At 62.3% G+C, this 19,444-nt stretch carries 16 protein-coding genes; 8 read left to right on the forward strand and 8 right to left on the reverse strand.

All coding sequences use genetic code 11. From position 1 onward, the window contains the following. Window positions 1-45 precede the first annotated feature (45 nt). On the reverse strand, window positions 46-897 hold the full coding sequence (locus SMD31_RS04100; protein ID WP_320499453.1) for an arylamine N-acetyltransferase family protein: 852 nt from the start codon (window positions 895-897) through the stop codon (window positions 46-48). A 39-nt stretch (window positions 898-936) separates the two neighbouring features. After that, window positions 937-1,482 (reverse strand): uracil-DNA glycosylase family protein, encoded by a 546-nt coding sequence (locus SMD31_RS04105; protein ID WP_320499454.1) that lies wholly within the window; start codon window positions 1,480-1,482, stop codon window positions 937-939. A 121-nt stretch (window positions 1,483-1,603) separates the two neighbouring features. On the opposite strand from SMD31_RS04105, the gene ku reads away from it, so the two are divergent. From ku to SMD31_RS04125, 4 genes are all read left to right on the forward strand, one after another. Then, on the forward strand, window positions 1,604-2,566 hold the full coding sequence (ku, locus tag SMD31_RS04110; RefSeq protein WP_320499455.1) for a non-homologous end joining protein Ku: 963 nt from the start codon (window positions 1,604-1,606) through the stop codon (window positions 2,564-2,566). A 1-nt stretch (window position 2,567) separates the two neighbouring features. After that, a complete protein-coding gene (gene ligD / locus SMD31_RS04115; protein WP_320499456.1) occupies window positions 2,568-5,075 on the forward strand; it encodes a DNA ligase D in 2,508 nt (835 codons plus the stop codon). A 236-nt stretch (window positions 5,076-5,311) separates the two neighbouring features. Further along, complete coding sequence (trxB, locus tag SMD31_RS04120; RefSeq protein WP_320499457.1) at window positions 5,312-6,280, forward strand: thioredoxin-disulfide reductase; 969 nt, start codon at window positions 5,312-5,314, stop codon at window positions 6,278-6,280. Between the two features lie 111 nt (window positions 6,281-6,391). After that, window positions 6,392-7,288 carry a LysR family transcriptional regulator gene (locus SMD31_RS04125; RefSeq protein ID WP_320501002.1) on the forward strand — a complete coding sequence of 299 codons (897 nt, stop codon included), beginning with the start codon at window positions 6,392-6,394 and terminating at the stop codon, window positions 7,286-7,288. A 4-nt stretch (window positions 7,289-7,292) separates the two neighbouring features. On the opposite strand, the gene SMD31_RS04130 is transcribed toward SMD31_RS04125, so the two are convergent. The 3 genes from SMD31_RS04130 to SMD31_RS04140 form a co-directional block, all read right to left on the reverse strand. Continuing rightward, window positions 7,293-7,943 carry a histidine phosphatase family protein gene (locus SMD31_RS04130; RefSeq protein ID WP_320499458.1) on the reverse strand — a complete coding sequence of 217 codons (651 nt, stop codon included), beginning with the start codon at window positions 7,941-7,943 and terminating at the stop codon, window positions 7,293-7,295. Between the two features lie 202 nt (window positions 7,944-8,145). Then, the gene (locus tag SMD31_RS04135) at window positions 8,146-8,394 is read right to left on the reverse strand and encodes a hypothetical protein (protein ID WP_320499459.1); all 249 of its coding nucleotides are present in this window, start codon (window positions 8,392-8,394) and stop codon (window positions 8,146-8,148) included. Between the two features lie 709 nt (window positions 8,395-9,103). Then, a complete protein-coding gene (locus tag SMD31_RS04140; RefSeq protein ID WP_320499460.1) occupies window positions 9,104-9,928 on the reverse strand; it encodes a substrate-binding periplasmic protein in 825 nt (274 codons plus the stop codon). Between the two features lie 275 nt (window positions 9,929-10,203). Here SMD31_RS04140 and SMD31_RS04145 point away from each other — a divergent pair, with 275 nt between their 5' ends. Then, on the forward strand, window positions 10,204-11,376 hold the full coding sequence (locus SMD31_RS04145; protein ID WP_320499461.1) for an MFS transporter: 1,173 nt from the start codon (window positions 10,204-10,206) through the stop codon (window positions 11,374-11,376). Between the two features lie 45 nt (window positions 11,377-11,421). Here SMD31_RS04145 and SMD31_RS04150 read toward each other — a convergent pair whose 3' ends face one another. Further along, complete coding sequence (locus SMD31_RS04150) at window positions 11,422-13,530, reverse strand: HAMP domain-containing methyl-accepting chemotaxis protein (RefSeq protein ID WP_320499462.1); 2,109 nt, start codon at window positions 13,528-13,530, stop codon at window positions 11,422-11,424. 304 nt (window positions 13,531-13,834) lie between these two features. Here SMD31_RS04150 and SMD31_RS04155 point away from each other — a divergent pair, with 304 nt between their 5' ends. After that, window positions 13,835-14,341 (forward strand): PAS domain-containing protein, encoded by a 507-nt coding sequence (locus SMD31_RS04155; protein ID WP_320499463.1) that lies wholly within the window; start codon window positions 13,835-13,837, stop codon window positions 14,339-14,341. On the opposite strand, the gene SMD31_RS04160 is transcribed toward SMD31_RS04155, so the two are convergent. Continuing rightward, on the reverse strand, window positions 14,338-15,033 hold the full coding sequence (locus SMD31_RS04160; protein ID WP_320499464.1) for a TetR/AcrR family transcriptional regulator: 696 nt from the start codon (window positions 15,031-15,033) through the stop codon (window positions 14,338-14,340). The two genes, SMD31_RS04155 and SMD31_RS04160, sit on opposite strands and share 4 nt — an antisense overlap. A gap of 216 nt (window positions 15,034-15,249) precedes the next feature. On the opposite strand from SMD31_RS04160, the gene SMD31_RS04165 reads away from it, so the two are divergent. Both SMD31_RS04165 and SMD31_RS04170 read left to right on the forward strand, forming a co-directional pair. Further along, window positions 15,250-16,347, forward strand: coding sequence for an HlyD family secretion protein (locus SMD31_RS04165; protein WP_320499465.1), 1,098 nt, complete (start codon window positions 15,250-15,252; stop codon window positions 16,345-16,347). Between the two features lie 27 nt (window positions 16,348-16,374). Then, complete coding sequence (locus tag SMD31_RS04170) at window positions 16,375-17,916, forward strand: DHA2 family efflux MFS transporter permease subunit (protein WP_320499466.1); 1,542 nt, start codon at window positions 16,375-16,377, stop codon at window positions 17,914-17,916. 118 nt (window positions 17,917-18,034) lie between these two features. Here SMD31_RS04170 and guaD read toward each other — a convergent pair whose 3' ends face one another. Further along, entirely contained in the window at window positions 18,035-19,324 is a 1,290-nt protein-coding gene (gene guaD, locus SMD31_RS04175; protein ID WP_320499467.1) for a guanine deaminase, read from the reverse strand. Window positions 19,325-19,444 lie beyond the last annotated feature (120 nt).

The following is a 19,444-nucleotide window of genomic DNA, read 5'->3' on the forward strand; positions in this document are numbered from 1 at the left end:
TTATATTGCAGGACATTTTATTTCGCCAGAGTCTGTTGCGGCTGCTCACAACGTGGCTAGACGTCCCCAAAGCCGGTCCAAATCCCCGCTGGTAAGCGTCAAACCGAAGATTTCTTCCAGCTGTGCGCCGAGATCCCGGCGGTCGCCCAGCAGGCGCACCGCCTCGCTGCGGTCCCGTGCGCGCCGGGTCGATTTCCGGTCCTGCAGCACATGGCGCCCCTCTCCGAAGGGCATCGCCACGATCATGGCCTGGGTGAAGAACGAGGCCGGATGGGTTGAGACATACCAGTTGGCGAGGTTGAAATCGGGCAAGGGGACGGGCTGCGGCAGAAACGAATAGAGCCGCTGCCAGCCACCATCGATCTCGGCCTCCAAGAGGGTCTCGCCCGCCGCCGGCCCGTCGCGCATCTCGCGCAGGCGATAGGTCTCATGGGTCGTTGGCTGTGTGAGATCGAGCACCCAGCGCAACGGGCTGACCGGCGTCATGCCGCCGAAGCCGACATCGCAAAGATAGGCGTCGTCGCCGATCCCGACGCGCAAGGTCATATGCGTGCGCGGTGGCAGGCTTGGGTCGGTTCGCCCCCACCACACCCGCGCCGCCAGGGCCTCTGCCTTGAAACCGAGTTGCTGCAGCATGGCGAGGTACAAGCCGTTCTGCTCGAAGCAATAGCCGCCGCGCCGGGCGCCAATCAGCTTGGCCGCAATCGCCGCCGGGTCGAGATCGACCTTGCGGCCCAAGATGACGTCGAGATTCTCGAACGGAATGCTGCTGACATGGTGCCAGTGCACATCGGCCAAGACCGCCGCGCTGGCACCTGCCGCGCCGCCATAGCCGATGCGATTGAAATAGGCCGCCAGGTTCCGGTTGCTGTCGGAGATCGAAGTCATTCTGTCCATGTCCCTCCCCGCGATCCAGCCGCCATCGCGACGAGTCGGTCAACTGGCGAGCAGCGCCGCAATGCGCTGGCGCAAGACCGGCAGCATCTCCTCTTCGAACCAGGGATTGAGTTTCAGCCAGCGATTATTATGCCAGCTGGGATGCGGAAGCGGCACCATGTCACCCTGGTGGCGCCGCCACGCGGAAACCGCCGCGGTGACGTCGGTGAAAGCCGGCAGATAGGCTTTCTGGGCAAGCCCGCCCACCAGCAGCGTCAGGCCGACATGGGGCAAGGCTGCCTGCAATCTCGCCTGCCACGTGCGGGCACAGATCGGGTCCGGCAGCTTGTCGCCACCGTTGCCGCTACCGGGATAGCAGAAGCCCATGGGGGTCACGGCGATACGCGCCGCGTCATAGAAGATCGCCTTCTCGACACCCATCCAGGCCCGTAACCGGTCGCCGGACGCATCGGCAAACGGGATGCCGGCAAGATGAGCCCGGCGCCCCGGCGCCTGTCCGATCAGCCGCAAGCGCGCCGTCGGGCTGCCGGTAAAGACCGGCCGCGGCCCCAGCGGCAGCCGATCGCTGCACAAGCGGCACTGCATGATTTCGGCCGATAAGGATGACCAAGACGTTGGTTTCATATTGGGCATGGGAACTGTGTTCAGATGAGCGGGTTTCTGAAAATTGGAGACTGAGACCGCGAACGGCAAGGACATCCGCCCCATGGCCACCCGAAAAACCACCGCCAAACCGGCTGGAAAGCGCTCCGCCGACAAGAAATCCGCCGCAAAATCGGCAAAGCCCAAGGCAACGCCGCCTCGCCACGGCGCGCGGTCCAAGCGCACGGCCGCGCCCCAGGGCGGCGGCAGGCCGGTCTGGAGTGGCAATCTGCGCCTCGCGCTGGTGATGGTGCCGGTCAATATCTATCCCGCCACCAAATCCGGCGCGCGCATCAGCTTTCATCAGGTGCATAAGCCCAGCGGCAAACGCATCCGCTACGAAAAAGTCGTGCCGGGCCTAGGCGCCGTCGATGCCGACGAGATCGTGAAGGGTTACGAAATCTCCAAAGGCCACTATGTCCTGCTGGAGCCAGATGAAGTCGATGCCGTGAAACTCGAGGCGAAGAAGACGCTCGATCTCATCCAGTTCGTGAAACAGGGTGACATCGATCCGATCTGGTTCGAACGCCCATACTACGTCGTCGCCGAGGAAGGGCCTGCGGAAGAGGCCTACGCGGTCCTCCGCGATGCCCTGCGGTCTTCCGGCCGCATCGGGCTCGGGCAGTTCGTCATGCGGGGCCGCGAATACATTGGCGCGCTGAAGCCCTGCGGCAAAGGTATTCTGCTCGAAACGCTGCGCTTTGCCGACGAAGTGAGCAGCGCGGCGCCCTATTTCGCCGAAATGGATGTCGAGAAGCCGGATAGCGAGTTGCTGAATCTCGCGACCGAGCTCATCGACCGCAAAAGCGCCCCCTTCGATCCGAAGAAGTTCGAGGATAAATACACCGAAGCCTTGCAGGAACTCATTGAGCGCAAACGCAAGGGCAAGGCGCCGGTGGAGATCGACGAGGAGGAAGCGCCGAGCGGCGGCGCCAAGGTGATCGATCTGGTCGAAGTGCTGAAGCGCAGTGTGCGCAGCGCTGAATCCGGCAGAGCCAAGGCCGCACCGAAGCGAAAGGCCGGTTGACTTGGGCCGCGCCACCGACACTCTCGCGACCTACAACGCCAAGCGCCGCTTCAATGAAACGCCCGAGCCGCGCGGAAAAGCAGGCAAGCCGCGAAAAGCTCAGGGCGGCCTCTACACCATCCAGAAACATGAAGCCACTCGCCTGCATTATGATCTGCGGCTTGAGCTGAATGGAGTCCTCAAAAGCTGGGCGATCACCCGCGGCCCCAGCCTTGATCCTTCGCAAAAGCGGCTGGCTGTCCGCACCGAAGACCACCCGATGAACTACGCGACTTTTGAAGGGCGCATTCCGGAAGGAAATTACGGGGCCGGCACCGTGCTGCTCTGGGACAAGGGCCGTTGGGAGCCTGAGGGCGATGCCGAAGCGGGCCTCAGGGAAGGCAAGCTCGCCTTCACCCTTCGCGGCGAGCGCTTGAAAGGCCGCTGGGCGCTGGTCCGGATGCGACCGAAGAAAAAGGAAAAGCGCGAAAACTGGCTGCTGATCAAGGAACACGACAACAATGTCGAACGCGATCGGCCCGAAATCACCGAGGATCACCAGAACAGCGTGGCGAGCGGGCGCGGCCTCAAGGAGATCGCAGCGGCACCCGAAGCGATGTGGAAGAAAGGTGCCGCGCGCAAGACCGCCAAGGCGCGGAAGAGCCGCCACGCAAAGCTGCCCGCCTTTCATGCCCCAGCGCTGGCCACGCTGGTCGACGAGGTCCCCACGTCGGGCAATTGGCTCTACGAGATGAAACTCGATGGTTACCGTGCCATTGCTGCTGTCTCGGCCGACAACGTCAAGATCTTCACCCGCAATGGCCTCGATTGGACGCGGAAATTCGGTGGTGTCGCTGACGCCCTCGCAGCACTCGATCTCGACGGTGCGCTGCTGGACGGCGAAATCTGCGCCATAAACGAGGATGGCCGCGCTGATTTCAGCCTGCTGCAGCAGGGCATCAAGGAAGGCAATGTCCCGCTCGCTTATTTCGTGTTCGACCTTCTGGAACTCGCGGGTAAATCCCGCCGCAACGAGCCGCTGACGGCGCGCAAAGCTGCGTTGCAGAAGCTTCTCAATTCCGCGCCGCGCCAGGGGCCGGTTTTCTTCAACGATCATGTCCGCAATCATGGGCAGGAGATGTTGAAATCACTGTGCGACAAAGGCTTCGAGGGCATCATCGCCAAACGTGCCGATGCCACCTACCCGCAAGGCCGCAGCACGTCCTGGCTCAAGATTAAATGCGAGAAGGCGCAGGAATTCGTCATTGTCGGCTGGTCGCCCTCCAGTCGCGGCCGCAGCTTCTCATCCATCCTGCTGGGGCTCCATGAAGGCGGCGAACTGCGCTATGCCGGTCGGGTCGGATCCGGTTTCGGCGACAAGGACCTGGCCGATCTCGCCGCCCGGTTCAAGAAACTGGCGCGTGACAAGCCGGCTTTCACGGGAGAGGTGCCGGCGGCCATCAAGCGCCACGCACATTGGCTGGATCCGAAGCTCGTTGCTCATATCGCCTTTGCCGAGTTCACGCGCGACCGTGTGGTGCGTCAGGGCCGCTTCGTCGCTTTGCGCGCAGACAAGAAGGCCAAGGAAGTGGTGGCCGAAATGCCCAAGCCGACAAAGAAACTGACCGGTGGCAAGATTGTCGGCAACAAGGTCGCTGGCATCGCGCTGTCGCACCCGGGCAAGATCCTGTTCCCGAAGCAAGGCGTCACCAAGTTCGACCTTGCCACGTATCTGGAGGCGGCAAGCCCCCGCATGCTGCCTTTCCTTGCGGGCCGCCTGCTGAGCCTGGTGCGCTGCCCGGAGGGGCAAACGAAGCAATGCTTTTTCCAGCGCCATGCCGGCGCGGGATTGTCGGCAGAATTCCACCGCCTCAAAGTGAAGGAAAAGGACGGCGGCACCGACGAGTACCTTTATTTAAAGGACGCCAAAGGCCTCGTTGCCGCCGCGCAGATCAGCACTCTGGAGTTTCATGTCTGGGGCTCTAGGGTGAAAAACCATGAGAAGCCGGAGCGCGTCGTCTTCGATCTCGATCCCGACGAGGGATTGGACTTCACAGCGGTCAAACGGGCAGCGCTCCGCGTCCGCGATCTCCTGGATGCGCTCGGCCTCACCAGCTATCCACTCATCACGGGCGGCAAGGGCATCCATGTCGTCGCCCCCATCCGGCCGCGGCATGAATGGCCCGTCGTGAAAGCCTTTGCGGGGGAATTGGCAGCGCGCATTGCCGCCGATGCCCCGGATGACTTTGTCGCCACCATGAGCAAGGCCAAGAGGCGCGGCCGCATTTTCATCGATCATTTCCGCAACGAGCGGGGTGCAACCGCCATCGCCCCCTATTCGCCGCGCGCCCGCGATGGCGCGCCGGTCGCCTGGCCGGTTTCCTGGAATCAACTGGCACGACTGAACAGCGCCGCCAGCGTTACCTTCGCCAATTATCGCGACTGGCTAGAGAAACCGGATGGATGGCGGGGTTATCGCCCCCAAATCCTCAAGGCCAGCGCGTTAGAGGCCCTCAAAATCGATTTCTGAAATCGATAAAATGCGAGCGATCCAATGCGCCCTTATCCACCAATGACATAGCTGATTTGGGGGGAATTTCCGCAGGTTAGCAGGCCTCTTTTTGCCCCATGACAGCAACGCATGGCTTGGAATTGGGGGTTCCAACCCCTATTCTTGAGAGACCTTTTCAGCGGGATTCCGAGTCTGGCGCCTGACATATGGCGAAAATCGGCTTTCTGCCCTCGATTTTGCCCAAGGAACGCGCCATGACCCAGGAAATCAAAACCAAAGTTCTCATCATCGGCTCTGGCCCGGCCGGCTACACCGCCGCCATCTACGCCGCGCGCGCCAATCTGAAGCCGATCCTGGTCCAGGGCATCCAGCCGGGCGGGCAGCTGACCATCACCACCGATGTCGAGAATTATCCGGGCTTTGCCGACGTCATCCAGGGCCCCTGGCTGATGGAGCAGATGCAAAAACAGGCCGAGCATGTCGGCACCCAGACCATTTTCGACACCATCCTCGAGGTCGATTTCTCGCGCCGCCCGTTCCGCGCCATGGGCGATTCCGGCGACACCTATGTGGCCGAGACGCTGATCATCGCGACCGGCGCCCAGGCCCGCTGGCTGGGTCTTGAATCGGAAAAGAAGTTCCAGGGCTTCGGCGTCTCCGCTTGCGCCACCTGCGACGGCTTCTTCTTCCGCGAGAAGGAGGTCGTCATCGTCGGCGGCGGCAACACGGCGGTCGAGGAGGCGATCTACCTCACCAATCATGCCAGCAAGGTGACGCTGGTGCATCGCCGCGACCATCTGCGCGCCGAGAAGATCATGCAGGACCGCCTGTTCCGCAATCCGAAGATCAAGCTGGTCTGGAATTCGGTGGTCGAGGAAGTGGTCGGCGACAGCGATCCCATCGGCGTCACGGGCGTCAAGGTCAAGAACGTCATCACCGGCGAGCTGTCGACCATCCCCGCCGACGGTTTTTTCGTGGCGATCGGCCATTCGCCGGCGACCGCGCTGTTCAAGGGCAAGCTGGAATTGGACAATGAGGGTTACCTCATCACCAAGCCGGACAGCACCGCCACCAACATTCCCGGCGTCTTTGCCGCCGGCGACGTGAAGGACAAGGTCTTCCGCCAGGCGGTCACCGCCGCCGGCATGGGCTGCATGGCGGCACTCGAGGCCGAACGCTTTATCGCCGCCCACGAACACGAAACTGCCCAAGCTGCTGAGTAACTGGCTGCCGAATAAGGCAGCTGCCACGCGGCTGCCCGGGGGGCCGCCGCCATAGCGTGAAAGGGGACGCCGGTTTTCGCGGACAGCCGCCACCGGTGAAATCAGATGTCGATGGATTGGGACAAGCTCAGAATCTTCCACGCCGTGGCCGAAGCCGGCTCCTTCACCCATGCCGGTGAGGTGCTGAACCTCAGCCAATCGGCCGTATCGCGCCAGATCTCCTCGCTGGAGGAGAGCCTCAACGTCGCCCTCTTCCACCGTCATGCCCGCGGCCTGATCCTCACCGAGCAGGGCGAGTTGCTCTATCGCACGGCACACGAAGTCTTTTCGAAGCTCGCCATGGCCGAGGCGCAGCTGGCAGAGTCGAAGGATCGCCCCAAGGGTCAGTTGAAGGTCACGGCGACGCAGGCCTTCGGCTCATCCTGGCTCACTCCCGTCCTCCTCGAATTCATCGACCTCTACCCCGATGTCGAGGTGGACCTGGTGCTTGAGGACCGCGAACTCGATCTTTCCATGCGCGAAGCCGACGTTGCCATCCGCATGGCGCCGCCGCGCCAGCCGGAACTCATCCAGCGCCATTTGATGACGGTGCATCTCAACATCTATGCCGCACCCTCGTATTTGAAGCGCCACGGCATCCCCAAGGTGCCGGAGGACATCGACCAGCACCGCGTCATCGTCTACGGCAACGACATGCGCCCGCCGGTCGAGGATATCGACTGGCTGCTGCGCGCCGGCACGCGCAAGGACAAGCCGCGTCGGCCGATCCTGCGCGTCAATTCGGTCTATGCGATCCTGCGTGCCGTGCAATCGGGCCTTGGTCTTGCAAGCCTTCCCGAATTCATGATCACGGAAGGCACCAGCCTAGTGCGCGTGCTGCCGGAACTGCAGGGTCCGCGCATCGACGCCTATTTCGTCTATCCGGAAGAACTCCGCAATTCGAAGCGCATCCAGGTCTTCCGCGACTTCCTGCTGCGCAAAGTCGCCGAAAGCAAGATGCAGAGCTGACGGCCTACCACCAGCCCGGTTCGGCCGCGTCCGCCCAGTCATCAACATCCAGCCGTGCCACCACGGTAACACCGCCTTTGCCGTCAGGCTTCAGCAGCGCCACCTCGGCAAAACCGAGATCGACACCGGTCAGATCGCGCAGCTGTGAATCGCTGCCGACGATGACCGTATTCGTGCCGGCCGGCACTGGCTGCAGCGTCAGCTGCCTTAGAAAATCGACATCGAACAGGCGCGGATCGACTTCCGCTGCACCAAAGGCCAGGATCGCCGTGTCGCGGGTGCGGCAGGGGGCATTGGCAATGACCCGCTGCACCGGGATGCGCAACATGCGCCAATAGGCGCCGATCTCGCGCGCCTGTACCTGCCCTTCGGGTGTCAAATTGCGCTGCCTGCGGCAATCGGCAAATTGGGCGGCGCTCGACCAGCGATCCAGCTTTTCTCGCGGCCCGGCGAAGCGCGCGGCATGGCGCAGATAAACGACGTTGCCGCCCCGCTGTAGTTCGGCAATGGCATGGGCCTCGTCGAGCTCGTCCTCGATCGCCATGGCAGCGCAGCCCAGCGCCAGCAAGGCAACGAGGCCACCCGCCAAACGAAGGGCACCGAGCCACCAGGGATTGGGAAAGCAGCGGCCAGCGCCGCGACGCAAAAGAGACATATGAAAATTCGGCCCGCGATGAATACGCTAAGCCCGCTTTCCTACCCGCCCTTCGTGACGTCACGCTGACAGCTCCGCGTCATTTCTCCGAGAACGCACATTTCATCGGTGATGACACCACATCGGTCGCCTTGCGGTCAGCTTCTGGCCAGTTGGGCGCAACCTCACTGTCCAGGCATCAACGCGGGACGGCGCCAATCCATCAGCCGCGCTGGCCGCTACCCAGGATCGCCGCCGCCCGAGCATTCTTCTTGGCGTCATTGACCACCAGAATCGCATGCAATGCCGCGATGAGCCACAGCACGAAACCGGGCGACCCGCCCAGGAACAGGCTGAAGACGAAGACCACCCAGGCAAGGATATAGATGACCAGGTTGATGATGGCCTGGAACACCTTGCCATAGAGCAGCAGCGCCAGCGGCGGCAGGACCAGGGCAACGAGGTAGATCATCGGCGCATCACTCCTTCGTGGGACGGCATCATTAGATAGGCCGCCCAACGCCCTGCGCAATCCGTCTGCCCCCGGAACCCGGCCGTCAACAGAGAGACACAACCGGCAGCGACCTGTGCGGTGGGCGGCATTTCTGCCTATTCAACGGGCGCTGCGATGCAGCAAAATCAGGCATTTCTGCGCTATCGCGACACGGACGTCGCTGCTTGAAAACCCTGCCGACTCGATAGGGAAATCAAGCTTGCAACAGTGATCGCGCTGTCAGAGGTCCGGGAAAAGTGCAATCGCGCACCCTGCGACAGATTCGCACGACCCCCACTTCGGCAGTGCAGCAAACAACCTAAATGTATGAAATATATAGCTTTGTACGCTATGCAGCCAATGCATGCCCTATCTGTGAATTTGACTCTGGTGGCCACCGCCAATTCCTCTATTCTCCCCCTGTGCCGGGCAGCCACACTGTTGCATAAAAGCAACAGACGGAACGTTTCAATCCGCCGGTGGTTGAATGGTCACGATGGCGCCTTATTTGGCAGACATGGTGATCACCGATCACAGAGTTTCGAAGCGATAGCTTCACACTGAATTCGGGCGCGACGCCCGGATGGGGTCTTCGGACCCTACGTCTCCCAGACGTAAAGCCTCCCTGTTTAACTTGCCGGGCCTCGTGCCCGGCAGTTTTTTTATGGGCCTTTTCTTGGTCGGGCGCCTATTGCCCCTGCCAGGCCTTGATCGCCTCCGCAATCAGCCCGTCCATGACCTTTGCATCACGGAACTTCATCATCGCCTTGGCGAGCTTGCCGCGCATCGCGCCGTCATTGCAGGCCGAGCGGTGCGAGAGGGTCAGGTAGAGGTCTTCATTGCTGATCGAGGCCTTGGCCTCCTTGAGGTGCTTGATGCCAAGGCGGGCGGCAAAGGCGCGGGCTGGGGCATCCTCATAAACCAGGTAATCGGCGCGACCATGCGAAAGGAGTTGCAGCGCGTTGTCGAGCTTGCCGACTTCTTCGATCTTCAGGTTTTCCTTGGCGTAGCGGTCGAAGGCCTCGCCAAAACTGTTGTTGATGACGGTGACCCCCTTATGCGCAACGAGGTCCGGCCACTTGGCATATTTCAGCCGGCTGTCCTCGCGCGTGATGACGACCGAGCGCGTGGTTGCGATGATGGGGTGGACATAGTCCATGTAGTCGAGGCGCGGCTGGGTCAGGAAGGCGCCGGCGATGAGATCGATGCGGCCGTTCTTCATCTCCTCCTGCACCCGTGCCCAGGAGCTGATATAGCGCACCTCGATCGGCAGACCGATCTCCTGCGACAGCAGCGTCATCAATGCGGCATTGGCGCCGATCAATCGATTGCCATTGGCAGGGTCGCGCCACAGATAGGGCGGGTAATCCGGATTGCCGGAAGCGATGAGGCCGCTGCACGCCGCATGGGCCGCTTGGCCGAACAGCGACATCGCTGCCAATGCGATGGCGAACCAGGCAGATCGCGCGTGACGGCGCCCGCAAAGCCAGCGCGACCAGACCGACTGCGCCATAAGCCCCCTCCTAACCCCCAACCGACGTGCCTTAGTCTAGGCAAGCGGAAGCCGTTAGAAAATCCCAATCTCACGTGACATGCCGGCAAAATGTCATCGCTGCACGCAAACGCTGCGCATCAACACGTCCTGATTGCGGGGGCGAGCAGTGTTTCATCAGCGCAGTAGCATTGCATTCATGGCGCTGGCACGCGCCCCATACTTCCGGCAGTGTGCCGCGCCTGCGCCGACGTCAAGGCGGCGCAGGCATTTCGTTTATGGGGCAGTGCAGCATTGTGACCGACCACAACACATCCGACACCATCAACTGGCGCAACCTGATTGCCGCCTGCGCCGCCGTGTGCGTTTTTGCTTTTTCGCTGGGCGAGATGTTTCCGCTGCTGGCACTCACCATGCGCAGTTGGGGTGTGAGCGAGACGGTGAACAGCCTCAACGCCGCCATGGCGCCGGTGGGCATTCTCATTGCCGGCCTGATCATCCCGAAGCTGTCGCACAGCTTTGGCGCCAAGCCGGTCGCCATCTTCATGGCGCTGGCGACTGCCGGGGTGTTTCTGCTCTATCCGGTTTTTCCAACTCTTCTCGCCTGGTTCCCGTTGCGCTTGGCACAGGGCATTTTCGTTGCCACCCTCTTTGCCTTGAGCGAGGCCTGGGTGCTGGCCAACGCGTCCGGCCGCTCGCGCGGGCGCGTTGTCGGCATCTATGCGACCTGCATTTCGGCGACCTTCGGCATTGGCCCTATCATCGTCGCCTGGACGGGCATCGGCAGCTATCTGCCCTTCCTGATCGGCGCCGTGGTGCTGTGCCTGGCGACGATTCCGATCTCGCGCGTTTCGACCGATGCGGCTGGCGGCCATGAGGACGACCCGCATGTCTCGATCTTCGCCTTCTTCGGCAAGGCCCCGCTGCTGTTGCTCGCCATCGGCGTCCACGCCATGTTCGACGGCGGCATGCTGGCGCTTCTCGCCGTCTATGGTGCCCAGATGGGCATGAGCGAGAGCGTCGCGGCACTCACCATCACCGCCTTGTCGCTTGGCAACGTCTTCTTCCAGATACCGATCGGCTGGATCGCCGACCACACCTCGAAACGCAAGACGATGATCGGCTGTTTCCTGACCGTAGCCTTGTGCATGGGGCTGCTGCCCGTCGCCATTACCACGATCTTTGCCTGGCCGCTGATCATGGTCAGCGGCGCCGCGGGCTTCGGCATCTATACGGTGGGCCTCTCCGAGCTCGGCGATCGCTTCCGCGGCACCGATCTCATCGCCGGCACCTCGGCATTCTCCACCATGTGGGGCTTCGGCGCCCTGCTCGGATCTGTTATGTGCGGTGCTGCCATGGATTTCTTCGGTCCGCACGGCTTCCCGGCGGTCCTGTTCCTGGTCTTCGTCCTCTTCATCGCCGTCCAGGCCGTCCGCAGCTACCGTCAATCGGCACGGGCGGCGGTGTAGCCTTTGGCGGTGAGGGCGACCAAGCTTGCTTTGATCCGCCGCCCCTTACGCGCCCTTCACGCCTTCCAGGAAGTGCTTCACGTGCTGGCGCAAAGCGTCGGATTTGTCGGTCAGCTCCTTGGCGGCACTGAGGACCTGCTGTGCCGCGACACCTGTCATGTCGGCCGCCTGGTTGACGCCCGAGATGTTGGCATTGACCTGGTTGGTCCCGTCGGCCGCTTCCTGGACATTGCGGGCGATCTCCTGCGTCGCGGCTCCCTGCTCCACCACGGCCGAGGCGATGGTACCGACAATCTCGTTAATGCTGGAAACCGTGCCGGCAATGGTGCGGATGGCATTCACGGCTTCCGAGGTTGCCGATTGCACGGCCTGGATCTGCCCGGCGATCTCATCGGTCGCATTCCCGGTCTGCGTAGCAAGGTTCTTCACCTCCGACGCCACGACCGCGAAGCCCTTGCCGGCATCCCCGGCCCGTGCCGCCTCGATCGTCGCATTGAGCGCCAGCAGATTGGTCTGGCCGGCAATGTCGTTGATCAGTTGCACGACGGCGCCGATCTTGTCGGCGGCGGCATAAAGCCCTTCGACCAATTGGTTGGTGGCCGCGGCCTGGCTCGCCGCGTCACCGGCGATGCGCGCACATTCATTCACCTGGCGTGAGATCTCTGCAACCGACGCGTTGAGTTCCTCGGTCGCCGAGGCGACAGTCTGGACATTGGTGGTGGCTTCCGCCGAGGCCGTCGCCACCGCGCCGGCGCGGGCCGAGGTGTCGCTGGCCGTCTCGGTCATCGAATTGGCAGTGCCCTGCATGCGCTGGGCAGCGTTGGCCAACGTTTCGAGGATGCCGCTCACGGCCGTCTCGAAATCCTCGGTGAGCGTGTTGATTTTTTTGACGCGCGCCTCGCGCAGCGCCTGCGAGGCTGCTTCCTTGGCGGCCAGGTCGCGGGCCTGGATCATGCCGTCCTTGAAGACGCTGACCGCCTGCGCCATGGCACCGATCTCGTTCCTGAGCTCGGTATCCGGCACGGCCACGTCGAGATGGCCTTGCGACAGTTCGCCCATCACCGCCGTCATGCGGCCGATCGGGCGCGACGTGACGCGGATGATCCAGACCGCGATGCCGAAGCCCGCGACGAGGCCCACCAGCAGCAGGATCAGCATCACGACCTGCAGGTTGCGGGCGGCCGAAAGCGCGCTGCTGCCGTCGCTGCCCAGCAACGTCACCTGTCGGTCGACCAGGCCACCGCGCCGAACGCCATCATCGCCGCGCGTGCCGGAAAGCAGATCGAGAATCTGGTTCCCCTGCGGCGTCACCGTGCCGTTCAGCAGTTCCTGCGCCAGGTTCCAGCCGGGCGACTTGCGGATCTCGATCATTTGTGGGGGCAGCGGCGTGAATTTCTCGTAACTCGATTTCAGTGTCGCGAAGGCCGATTTCTGGCCGATGGTGAACAAGGCCGCCATCTTCTCGACAGTCTTCAAACGGCTGCCACTGACCTTGAAGTTCTTCTCGAACTCCTTCTGGAACTGCTCGTTGCCGGTCATCACCATGGCGCGAAGCGAGGCTTGCGCCAGCGAGAAAGCGTTGCGCAGATCAGAAAGCGCAATAAGGAGTTCCTTGCGCTCTTCCGTGGCCGCTTGGGCGAGCTCCTCGTTCATCATGCCGGAGACGCTCTTGACGATGGTTTGGATCAGCTTCTCGCCCTGCTCGTTCATGAGCTTGAGGGCCGGCTGTTCGTCCTTGCTGTTGGCCAGTGCCTCGGCTTTCCCTTGTGCCTCGGCAAAGCCGGTCAGCAGCGCCTTCACCTGGTTCCAATCATCTCGGTCGCGGGCTTCATCCCAATCCGCCGCCAGCGCGTCGATCTGGCTCACATTGGTGTTGATCTGGGTCCAGACATCGGCGCGGTCGTGCTTGAAAACCTCGTTGCCGGTCAGCATCCAGTCGCGCAAGGCAGTCAATGAGTTTTGCACGTTGGCGACCAGGGCATTGCCGGCCGTCGTCGTCGGCAGGCGCTCGGCCACCATGCGCTGCGTTATGTCGGCATTGCTGCGCACCTGCCAGAGATTGACGGCGATGACGATGACCAGCAGACCAGAGACACTGCTGAAGCCGACCAGCAGCCAGGTGCGTATACGGAAATTCGCCAACCAATCGAGCATCGGCCCCAGACCCTTTTCGATGATGTCTCCCGGGCTAAAGCTAATGGGAAACTATTAACAGAATTTTTGCGCGCCCCGCCCGAACCGATTGCATCAGACGGAGGGCATTGGACGGAAGGCTGTCAGGCTCAACCCTTTCGGCGGGAAAGACATGCCTGAAGGCGCCGCCGCGCCGGGTCTATGCCAACGCGGTGGGGGCGTAAATTATTCCCAAAAAACACACACGATACTATGATTAACTGGGGATCCAGCATCGATTTCGGCGCGTACCAAGTCGAACAGCAAATTGTTAACAGGACCGAACATGTTGCAAGCCGAATTCGCCCAGTCAGTGCGACAACACCGCGACATCCCGCTGACAGAGATCGGGCGCTATCCTGATCTTGCCGATGCATTGCAGGCTTGGCAGCAATCCGATGGACGGCGCGCGCCGCGCAGCATCGATCCAGGGGCGATGCCCAAGGCATTGTTGCCCTATGTGATGCTGCTCGATCTTGAAGAGAACCCAGACCGACTGCGCGTGCGTCTGGCCGGCACGCATGTTTGCCAGAAATATGGCGGCGAATTGCGCGGCCGGACCACCGACGACTTCTTCTCCCCGACCGATGCGCGCCATGTCGTCAACGCGGCGCTGACGGTTGCTCAGTTGGGCATTCCAAGTCTTGCGGAACGGACATATGTGAATTTGGACGGCGGCTTGTGGTCATATGTGCGGCTCATCGCGCCGCTTTCTCGCAACGGCACGAGGATCGACAGCTTCTTTAAGGTGCTGGACCCCAGCAGCCTGCAGAACCATGTCAGCGCTGCTTAAGCAGCTGGCCGGCTGTCGGGACCATAGGCACGCAGGAATACCTCGACCGCGCCATCGACCACTGTGTCGACCGACAGCGATTCCGGGTCATCGACGATCCCCAGCAGGACCTGCATGTAAAGCGGTCCGCGCACCATCTGGCAGAATTGCTCGGCGGCAAGGCGTGGGTTGTCGATCTTGAGATCGCCGTGGCCAACCGCCTCGGTCAGATATTGGGTGAGCAACCGCTTGAAGGTGCGCGGGCCGGTCTCGTAATAGCGCCGGGCGAGATCGGGGAAACGCGGCCCCTCCGCCACGATGACGCGATAGATCGCCATGGTGCGGGGCGCGGTGAGGAAACCGGCAATGGACCTGCCGATCCGGGTCAGCGCTGCCCGCATATCCATGGCATCGCGCACTTCCGGCATGACGTTCTCGGCATAGGACAGGCAGGCCGCGCGCACGATGGCGACGAACAACTGCTCCTTGCTTTGGAAATGGGCGTAGACGGTGGCCTTCGAGACGCCAGCGGTCTTGGCCACCTGGTCCATGCTCACGGCGCCGAAACCGTGCTCGGTGAAGAGTTTGGACCCTGCCTCCATGACCTGCGCGGCCTTGGCAGGCATTTCTTCCCCTGTCTCCGGGTCGCGCACATGCTCGAAGCAGGCGGCGGACGGGTCGGGGATCGCTAAAGCGGCAATGGGCTTCGTCATCAATTCTTCTCGAAACTAGACTGATCGGTTCAGTTTACCCTTGACAGGTAGGCCAAGGCAATCCATTTTCAAGGCGAATTGAACTGGACAGTCTAGTCTAGCCTTGTCAAAGGCCGGTCTGGCTCCGCCAAGGGGCGATTTGGGACCGCTGACAGACCCCGAAGCGACCCTCTCCGGCACGTGTTTGCCGGCAGAATTTGAATGAGGAATTGCCCCATGCGCAAGTTGATCCTGCGATCCGTCGTCTCTCTCGCCGCCATCGCCGCCGTCTCCGGTGGCTGGTACTGGTGGCAGACCGCGCGCTTTATTGAATCGACCGACAATGCCTATGTCGAGGGCGACATCTCGATCATCAGCCCGCGCATCGAAGGCTATGTGGCGGTGGTGGCAGTCGGCGACAACCAGGCGATCCGCGCTGGTGACGTCCTCCTCACCATCGAGGATTCCGATTTCCGCGCCAAGGTGGCCCAGAAGCAAGCCAACGTCGCCGGCGCCGAGGCCAGCCTTGCCACGATCGACAGCCAGATCACCTATCAGAACGCGCGCATCGCGCAGATGGTAGCGGCGCAAGGGTCGGCCGGTGCCGAACTCAACCGCGCCAGGCAGATGTTCGACCGCTACAAGAAGCTGGTCTCTGGCAAGATCATCGGCACGCAGGAAATGGATGACGCCACCGCCGACAAGCTGAAGGCGGAAGCGGAATCGAGCCGTATCAATGCCGAACTGGTGGCCGAACGCGCGCAGATCGGCGTTCTCAACGCCAACCGTGCCGAAGCGGTGGCCAAGCTTGCCGAAGCCAAGGCGGAGCTGATGCTGGCGCAGAACGATCTCGACAAGACGGTCATCCGCGCGCCCATCGACGGCGTCATCGGCAACCGCGCCGTGCGCGTCGGCCAGTTCGTGAGCCCCGGCACCCAGCTTTTGTCGCTGGTCCCCAATGACGTCCATGTCGTTGCCAATTTCAAGGAAACGCAGATCGGCCACATGCAGCCGGGCCAGAAGGTGAAGGTCGAGATCGACGCCTTTCCGGGCCAGGAGCTCGAGGGCACGATCGACAGCTTCTCGCCGGCATCGGGTGCCGAATTCAGCCTGCTCCCGGCCGAGAACGCTACCGGCAACTTCACCAAGATCGTGCAGCGCGTCCCGGTCCGCATCGCCTTGCCGCAAGACTCGACACTGCACGGCCTGCTGCGCCCCGGCCTGTCGGTCGAGGTGGCCGTTGACACCGCCACGGTCGCAGCACCCGCCCTGGCGCAGGCCGGCGGTTGGCTGTTCGGTGCGGCCAATGCGGCACCCAAGGCCAAGCAGCCGTAACAAACGACCGAACAAGGCCTGACGATCATGGAAAGACCGCTGACGAGCCGCGACTGGATCGGCTTCATGACCATGGTCGTCGGCATGTTCATGGCGATCCTGGACATCCAGATCGTCTCAAGCTCGATCTCAGATATCCAGGCGGGCCTCGCCGCCAGTTCCGACGAGGCCAGCTGGATTCAGACGTCCTACCTCATCGCCGAAGTGGTGATGATCCCGCTCTCAGGCTTCCTCACGCGCCTGGTATCGACGCGGGTGCTGTTCACGATTTCCGCCGCCGGCTTCACTATCACCAGCATGCTCTGCGCCCTGGCGTGGGACATCAATTCGATGATCATCTTCCGCGCCCTGCAGGGCTTCATCGGCGGCGCGATGATCCCCACCGTCTTTGCCGCCTGCTACACCGTGTTTCCGCCGTCCAAACGCAACATGCTCTCGGTGCTGATGGGCCTCGTTGCCACCATGGCGCCGACCTTGGGTCCGACGCTCGGCGGCTACATCACCGAGATTTCCAGCTGGCACTGGCTGTTCCTGGCCAACCTGCTGCCAGGCGCCATCGTCACCATCACCGTCTGGACCCTGGTTGATTTCGACAAGCCGGATTGGTCACTGCTGCCGGGCTTCGATTACCTGGGCCTTGCCTTCATGGCGATATTCCTGGGCTCGCTCGAATTCGTGCTGGAAGAAGGCCCGCGCGACGATTGGTTCGACGACCGGACGATCTTCACTTTCGCCGTCGTGGCAGCGATCGCCGGCGTGCTGTTTACCTGGCGCGTCTTGAGCTACCGTCAGCCCATCGTCGATATCCGCGCCTTCGCCAATCGGAACTTCCTGATCGGCTGTACCTTCAGCTTCATCATCGGCATCGGCCTTTATGGCTCGACCTATCTGATGCCGCTGTTCCTTGGACGCGTGCGCGATTACACGGCGCTCGATATCGGCCTGGTCATGTTCGTGACTGGCTGTTTCCAGTTCATGTCGGCGCCGATCGCCGGACGCCTTGCCGGCGTGCTCGATCCGCGACTGATGCTGGCCTTCGGCCTCGGCATGTTCGGCCTCGGCACGCATCTTCAATCCCTCATGACGTCGGAATGGGGCTTCTGGGAATTCTTCGTGCCGCAGGCCTGCCGCGGCTTCGCGCTGATGTTCCTGTTCATCCCCGTCAATGCCGCGGCTCTTGGCACGCTGCCGCCGGAGCGTATCAAGAATGCGAGCGGCCTTTACAACCTGATGCGCAATCTGGGTGGGGCCATCGGCCTTGCCGCCATCAACACGGTGCTGACCGAGCGCATGTCGCTGCACTGGACGCGCCTGGTCGAGAACATGCCGGCAGGCGACCCGGTGGTGCAGAGCTTCCTGGAAAATGCGCGTCACGGCATGGCTGGCGCCATGGGCAGCGTTGCCGAGAATGCCGCCATCAAGATGCTGGCCAACACGGTTTACATGCAGGCCGAGGTTTTGACGATGGCCGATGCCCAATTCCTGCTCAGCGCCATCTTCCTTGCCGCCATCGTCCTGGTGCCGATCATGCAACGCCCGCGCGGGGCACCTGCGGCCGCAGATCACTAAAAGACCCCTCACCCCGACCCTCTCCCCACTTCGTGGGGCGAGGGAGTTTCCAGCGAGATCTGCTTTGAGCCCCTCGCCCCTCCGGGGAGAGGGGTTGGGGTGAGGGGCCTCTCAACCGCTAAAAGGCCCGCTCTCCCAGCACATAGGTCGCAGCCACCGCGCGGTCGTCGCCGAGAATCATCAGCGCAAAGAGACGCTCGGCGAAGTCGCGGGCGATGTCGGCGCGGTGCTTCAGGATCGGGATGGCGGCAAAATCGAGCACGGTGAAATCCGCTTCCTTGCCGGGCATGAAATTGCCGATATGGGCATCGAGCGAGAGGGCCTCCGCGCCGCCCAAGGTGGCGAGGTAGAAGGCACGCCACGGATTGAGATGCTGGCCTTTGAGCTGCAGCACCTTATAGGCGTCCGCCATGACCTGGAGCATGGAGAGCGAGGTGCCGCCGCCGACATCGCTCGCCAAGCCGACGCGAATGCCGGCTGCCTTCGCCTGTTCGAAATCAAAGAGGCCGGACCCGATGAAGAGATTGGAGGACGGGCAGAAGGCGATGGCTGTGCGTGTTTCCGCCATCCGGGCGCGATCGGCCGCATCGGTATGGATGCAGTGGCCGTAAATGGCCCGCCCGCCGAGCAGGCCGAAATGGTCGTAAACATCAAGATAGGAACGCCGGTCGGGAAACAGTTCGTGCACCCATTTGATCTCATGGACATTCTCGGCGAGATGTGATTGCAGATGCAGCCCCGGCACCTCATTGAAAAGACGTCCCGCCATCGCCAATTGCGCAGGCGTCGATGTCGGCGCAAAACGCGGCGTCAGCGAATAGCCAAGACGCCCCTTGCCATGCCAGCGCTGGATGAGGTCCCGGCAATCGACCTCGGCACTGATGACATCGTCGCGCAGATAGCCCGGACAGTTGCGATCCATCAGGATCTTGCCGGCCAGCATGCGCATGTTACGGGCATCAGCTGCGGCGAAGAATGTTTCCGCCGATTGCTTGTGCACGGTCGGATAGACCGAGGCCGTGGTGGTGCCGCTGGCCAGCAGCCGGTCGAGAAACATATTCGCCATGCGGGCGCCGTGATCGGCGTCCTCGAAGCGCCGCTCCGACGGGAAGGTATAGCGCGTCAGCCAGTCGAGCAGCTGTGTTCCATAAGATGCAATCACATCAAGCTGCGCCGAATGCACATGGGTATCGACGAAGCCCGGCAGGATCAGCTTGCCGCGGTGATCGACGATCTCGGTGCTTGGCGCCTGGTCCGCGCGCAAAGTCGCCGCATCGCCGACACGCATCACCTTGCCGTTTTCGACCAGGAGAGCGCCGTCTTCGAACAGCTGCCAGCTGCCGGGGGCGGGTTCCGCACCGGGATCCGACAGGAAGTGCAAGACAGTACCGAGGAAGAGGCGTTGCATGTCGTGCGACCCTAGCAATTCGTCATGGTACGCGAAGGCGTACCATCCACGGGTTTGTCGCAGCGAGGCACAATCCCGCTAAATGAAACGCGTGGATGGGCGGCCTGCGCCGACCATGAC

The sequence above is a fragment of the Dongia rigui genome, from assembly GCF_034044635.1.
GTDB lineage: Bacteria > Pseudomonadota > Alphaproteobacteria > Dongiales > Dongiaceae > Dongia > Dongia rigui.

Coding starts and splice junctions, on each gene's coding strand:
- SMD31_RS04100 (WP_320499453.1), bottom strand. CDS start 897: ATGGACAGAATGACTTCGATCTCCGACAGCAACCGGAACCTGGCGGCC.
- SMD31_RS04105 (WP_320499454.1), bottom strand. CDS start 1,482: ATGCAGTGCCGCTTGTGCAGCGATCGGCTGCCGCTGGGGCCGCGGCCG.
- ku (WP_320499455.1), top strand. CDS start 1,604: ATGGCCACCCGAAAAACCACCGCCAAACCGGCTGGAAAGCGCTCCGCC.
- trxB (WP_320499457.1), top strand. CDS start 5,312: ATGACCCAGGAAATCAAAACCAAAGTTCTCATCATCGGCTCTGGCCCG.
- SMD31_RS04125 (WP_320501002.1), top strand. CDS start 6,392: ATGGATTGGGACAAGCTCAGAATCTTCCACGCCGTGGCCGAAGCCGGC.
- SMD31_RS04130 (WP_320499458.1), bottom strand. CDS start 7,943: ATGTCTCTTTTGCGTCGCGGCGCTGGCCGCTGCTTTCCCAATCCCTGG.
- SMD31_RS04135 (WP_320499459.1), bottom strand. CDS start 8,394: ATGATCTACCTCGTTGCCCTGGTCCTGCCGCCGCTGGCGCTGCTGCTC.
- SMD31_RS04140 (WP_320499460.1), bottom strand. CDS start 9,928: ATGGCGCAGTCGGTCTGGTCGCGCTGGCTTTGCGGGCGCCGTCACGCG.
- SMD31_RS04150 (WP_320499462.1), bottom strand. CDS start 13,530: ATGCTCGATTGGTTGGCGAATTTCCGTATACGCACCTGGCTGCTGGTC.
- SMD31_RS04155 (WP_320499463.1), top strand. CDS start 13,835: ATGTTGCAAGCCGAATTCGCCCAGTCAGTGCGACAACACCGCGACATC.
- SMD31_RS04160 (WP_320499464.1), bottom strand. CDS start 15,033: ATGACGAAGCCCATTGCCGCTTTAGCGATCCCCGACCCGTCCGCCGCC.
- SMD31_RS04165 (WP_320499465.1), top strand. CDS start 15,250: ATGCGCAAGTTGATCCTGCGATCCGTCGTCTCTCTCGCCGCCATCGCC.
- SMD31_RS04170 (WP_320499466.1), top strand. CDS start 16,375: ATGGAAAGACCGCTGACGAGCCGCGACTGGATCGGCTTCATGACCATG.
- guaD (WP_320499467.1), bottom strand. CDS start 19,324: ATGCAACGCCTCTTCCTCGGTACTGTCTTGCACTTCCTGTCGGATCCC.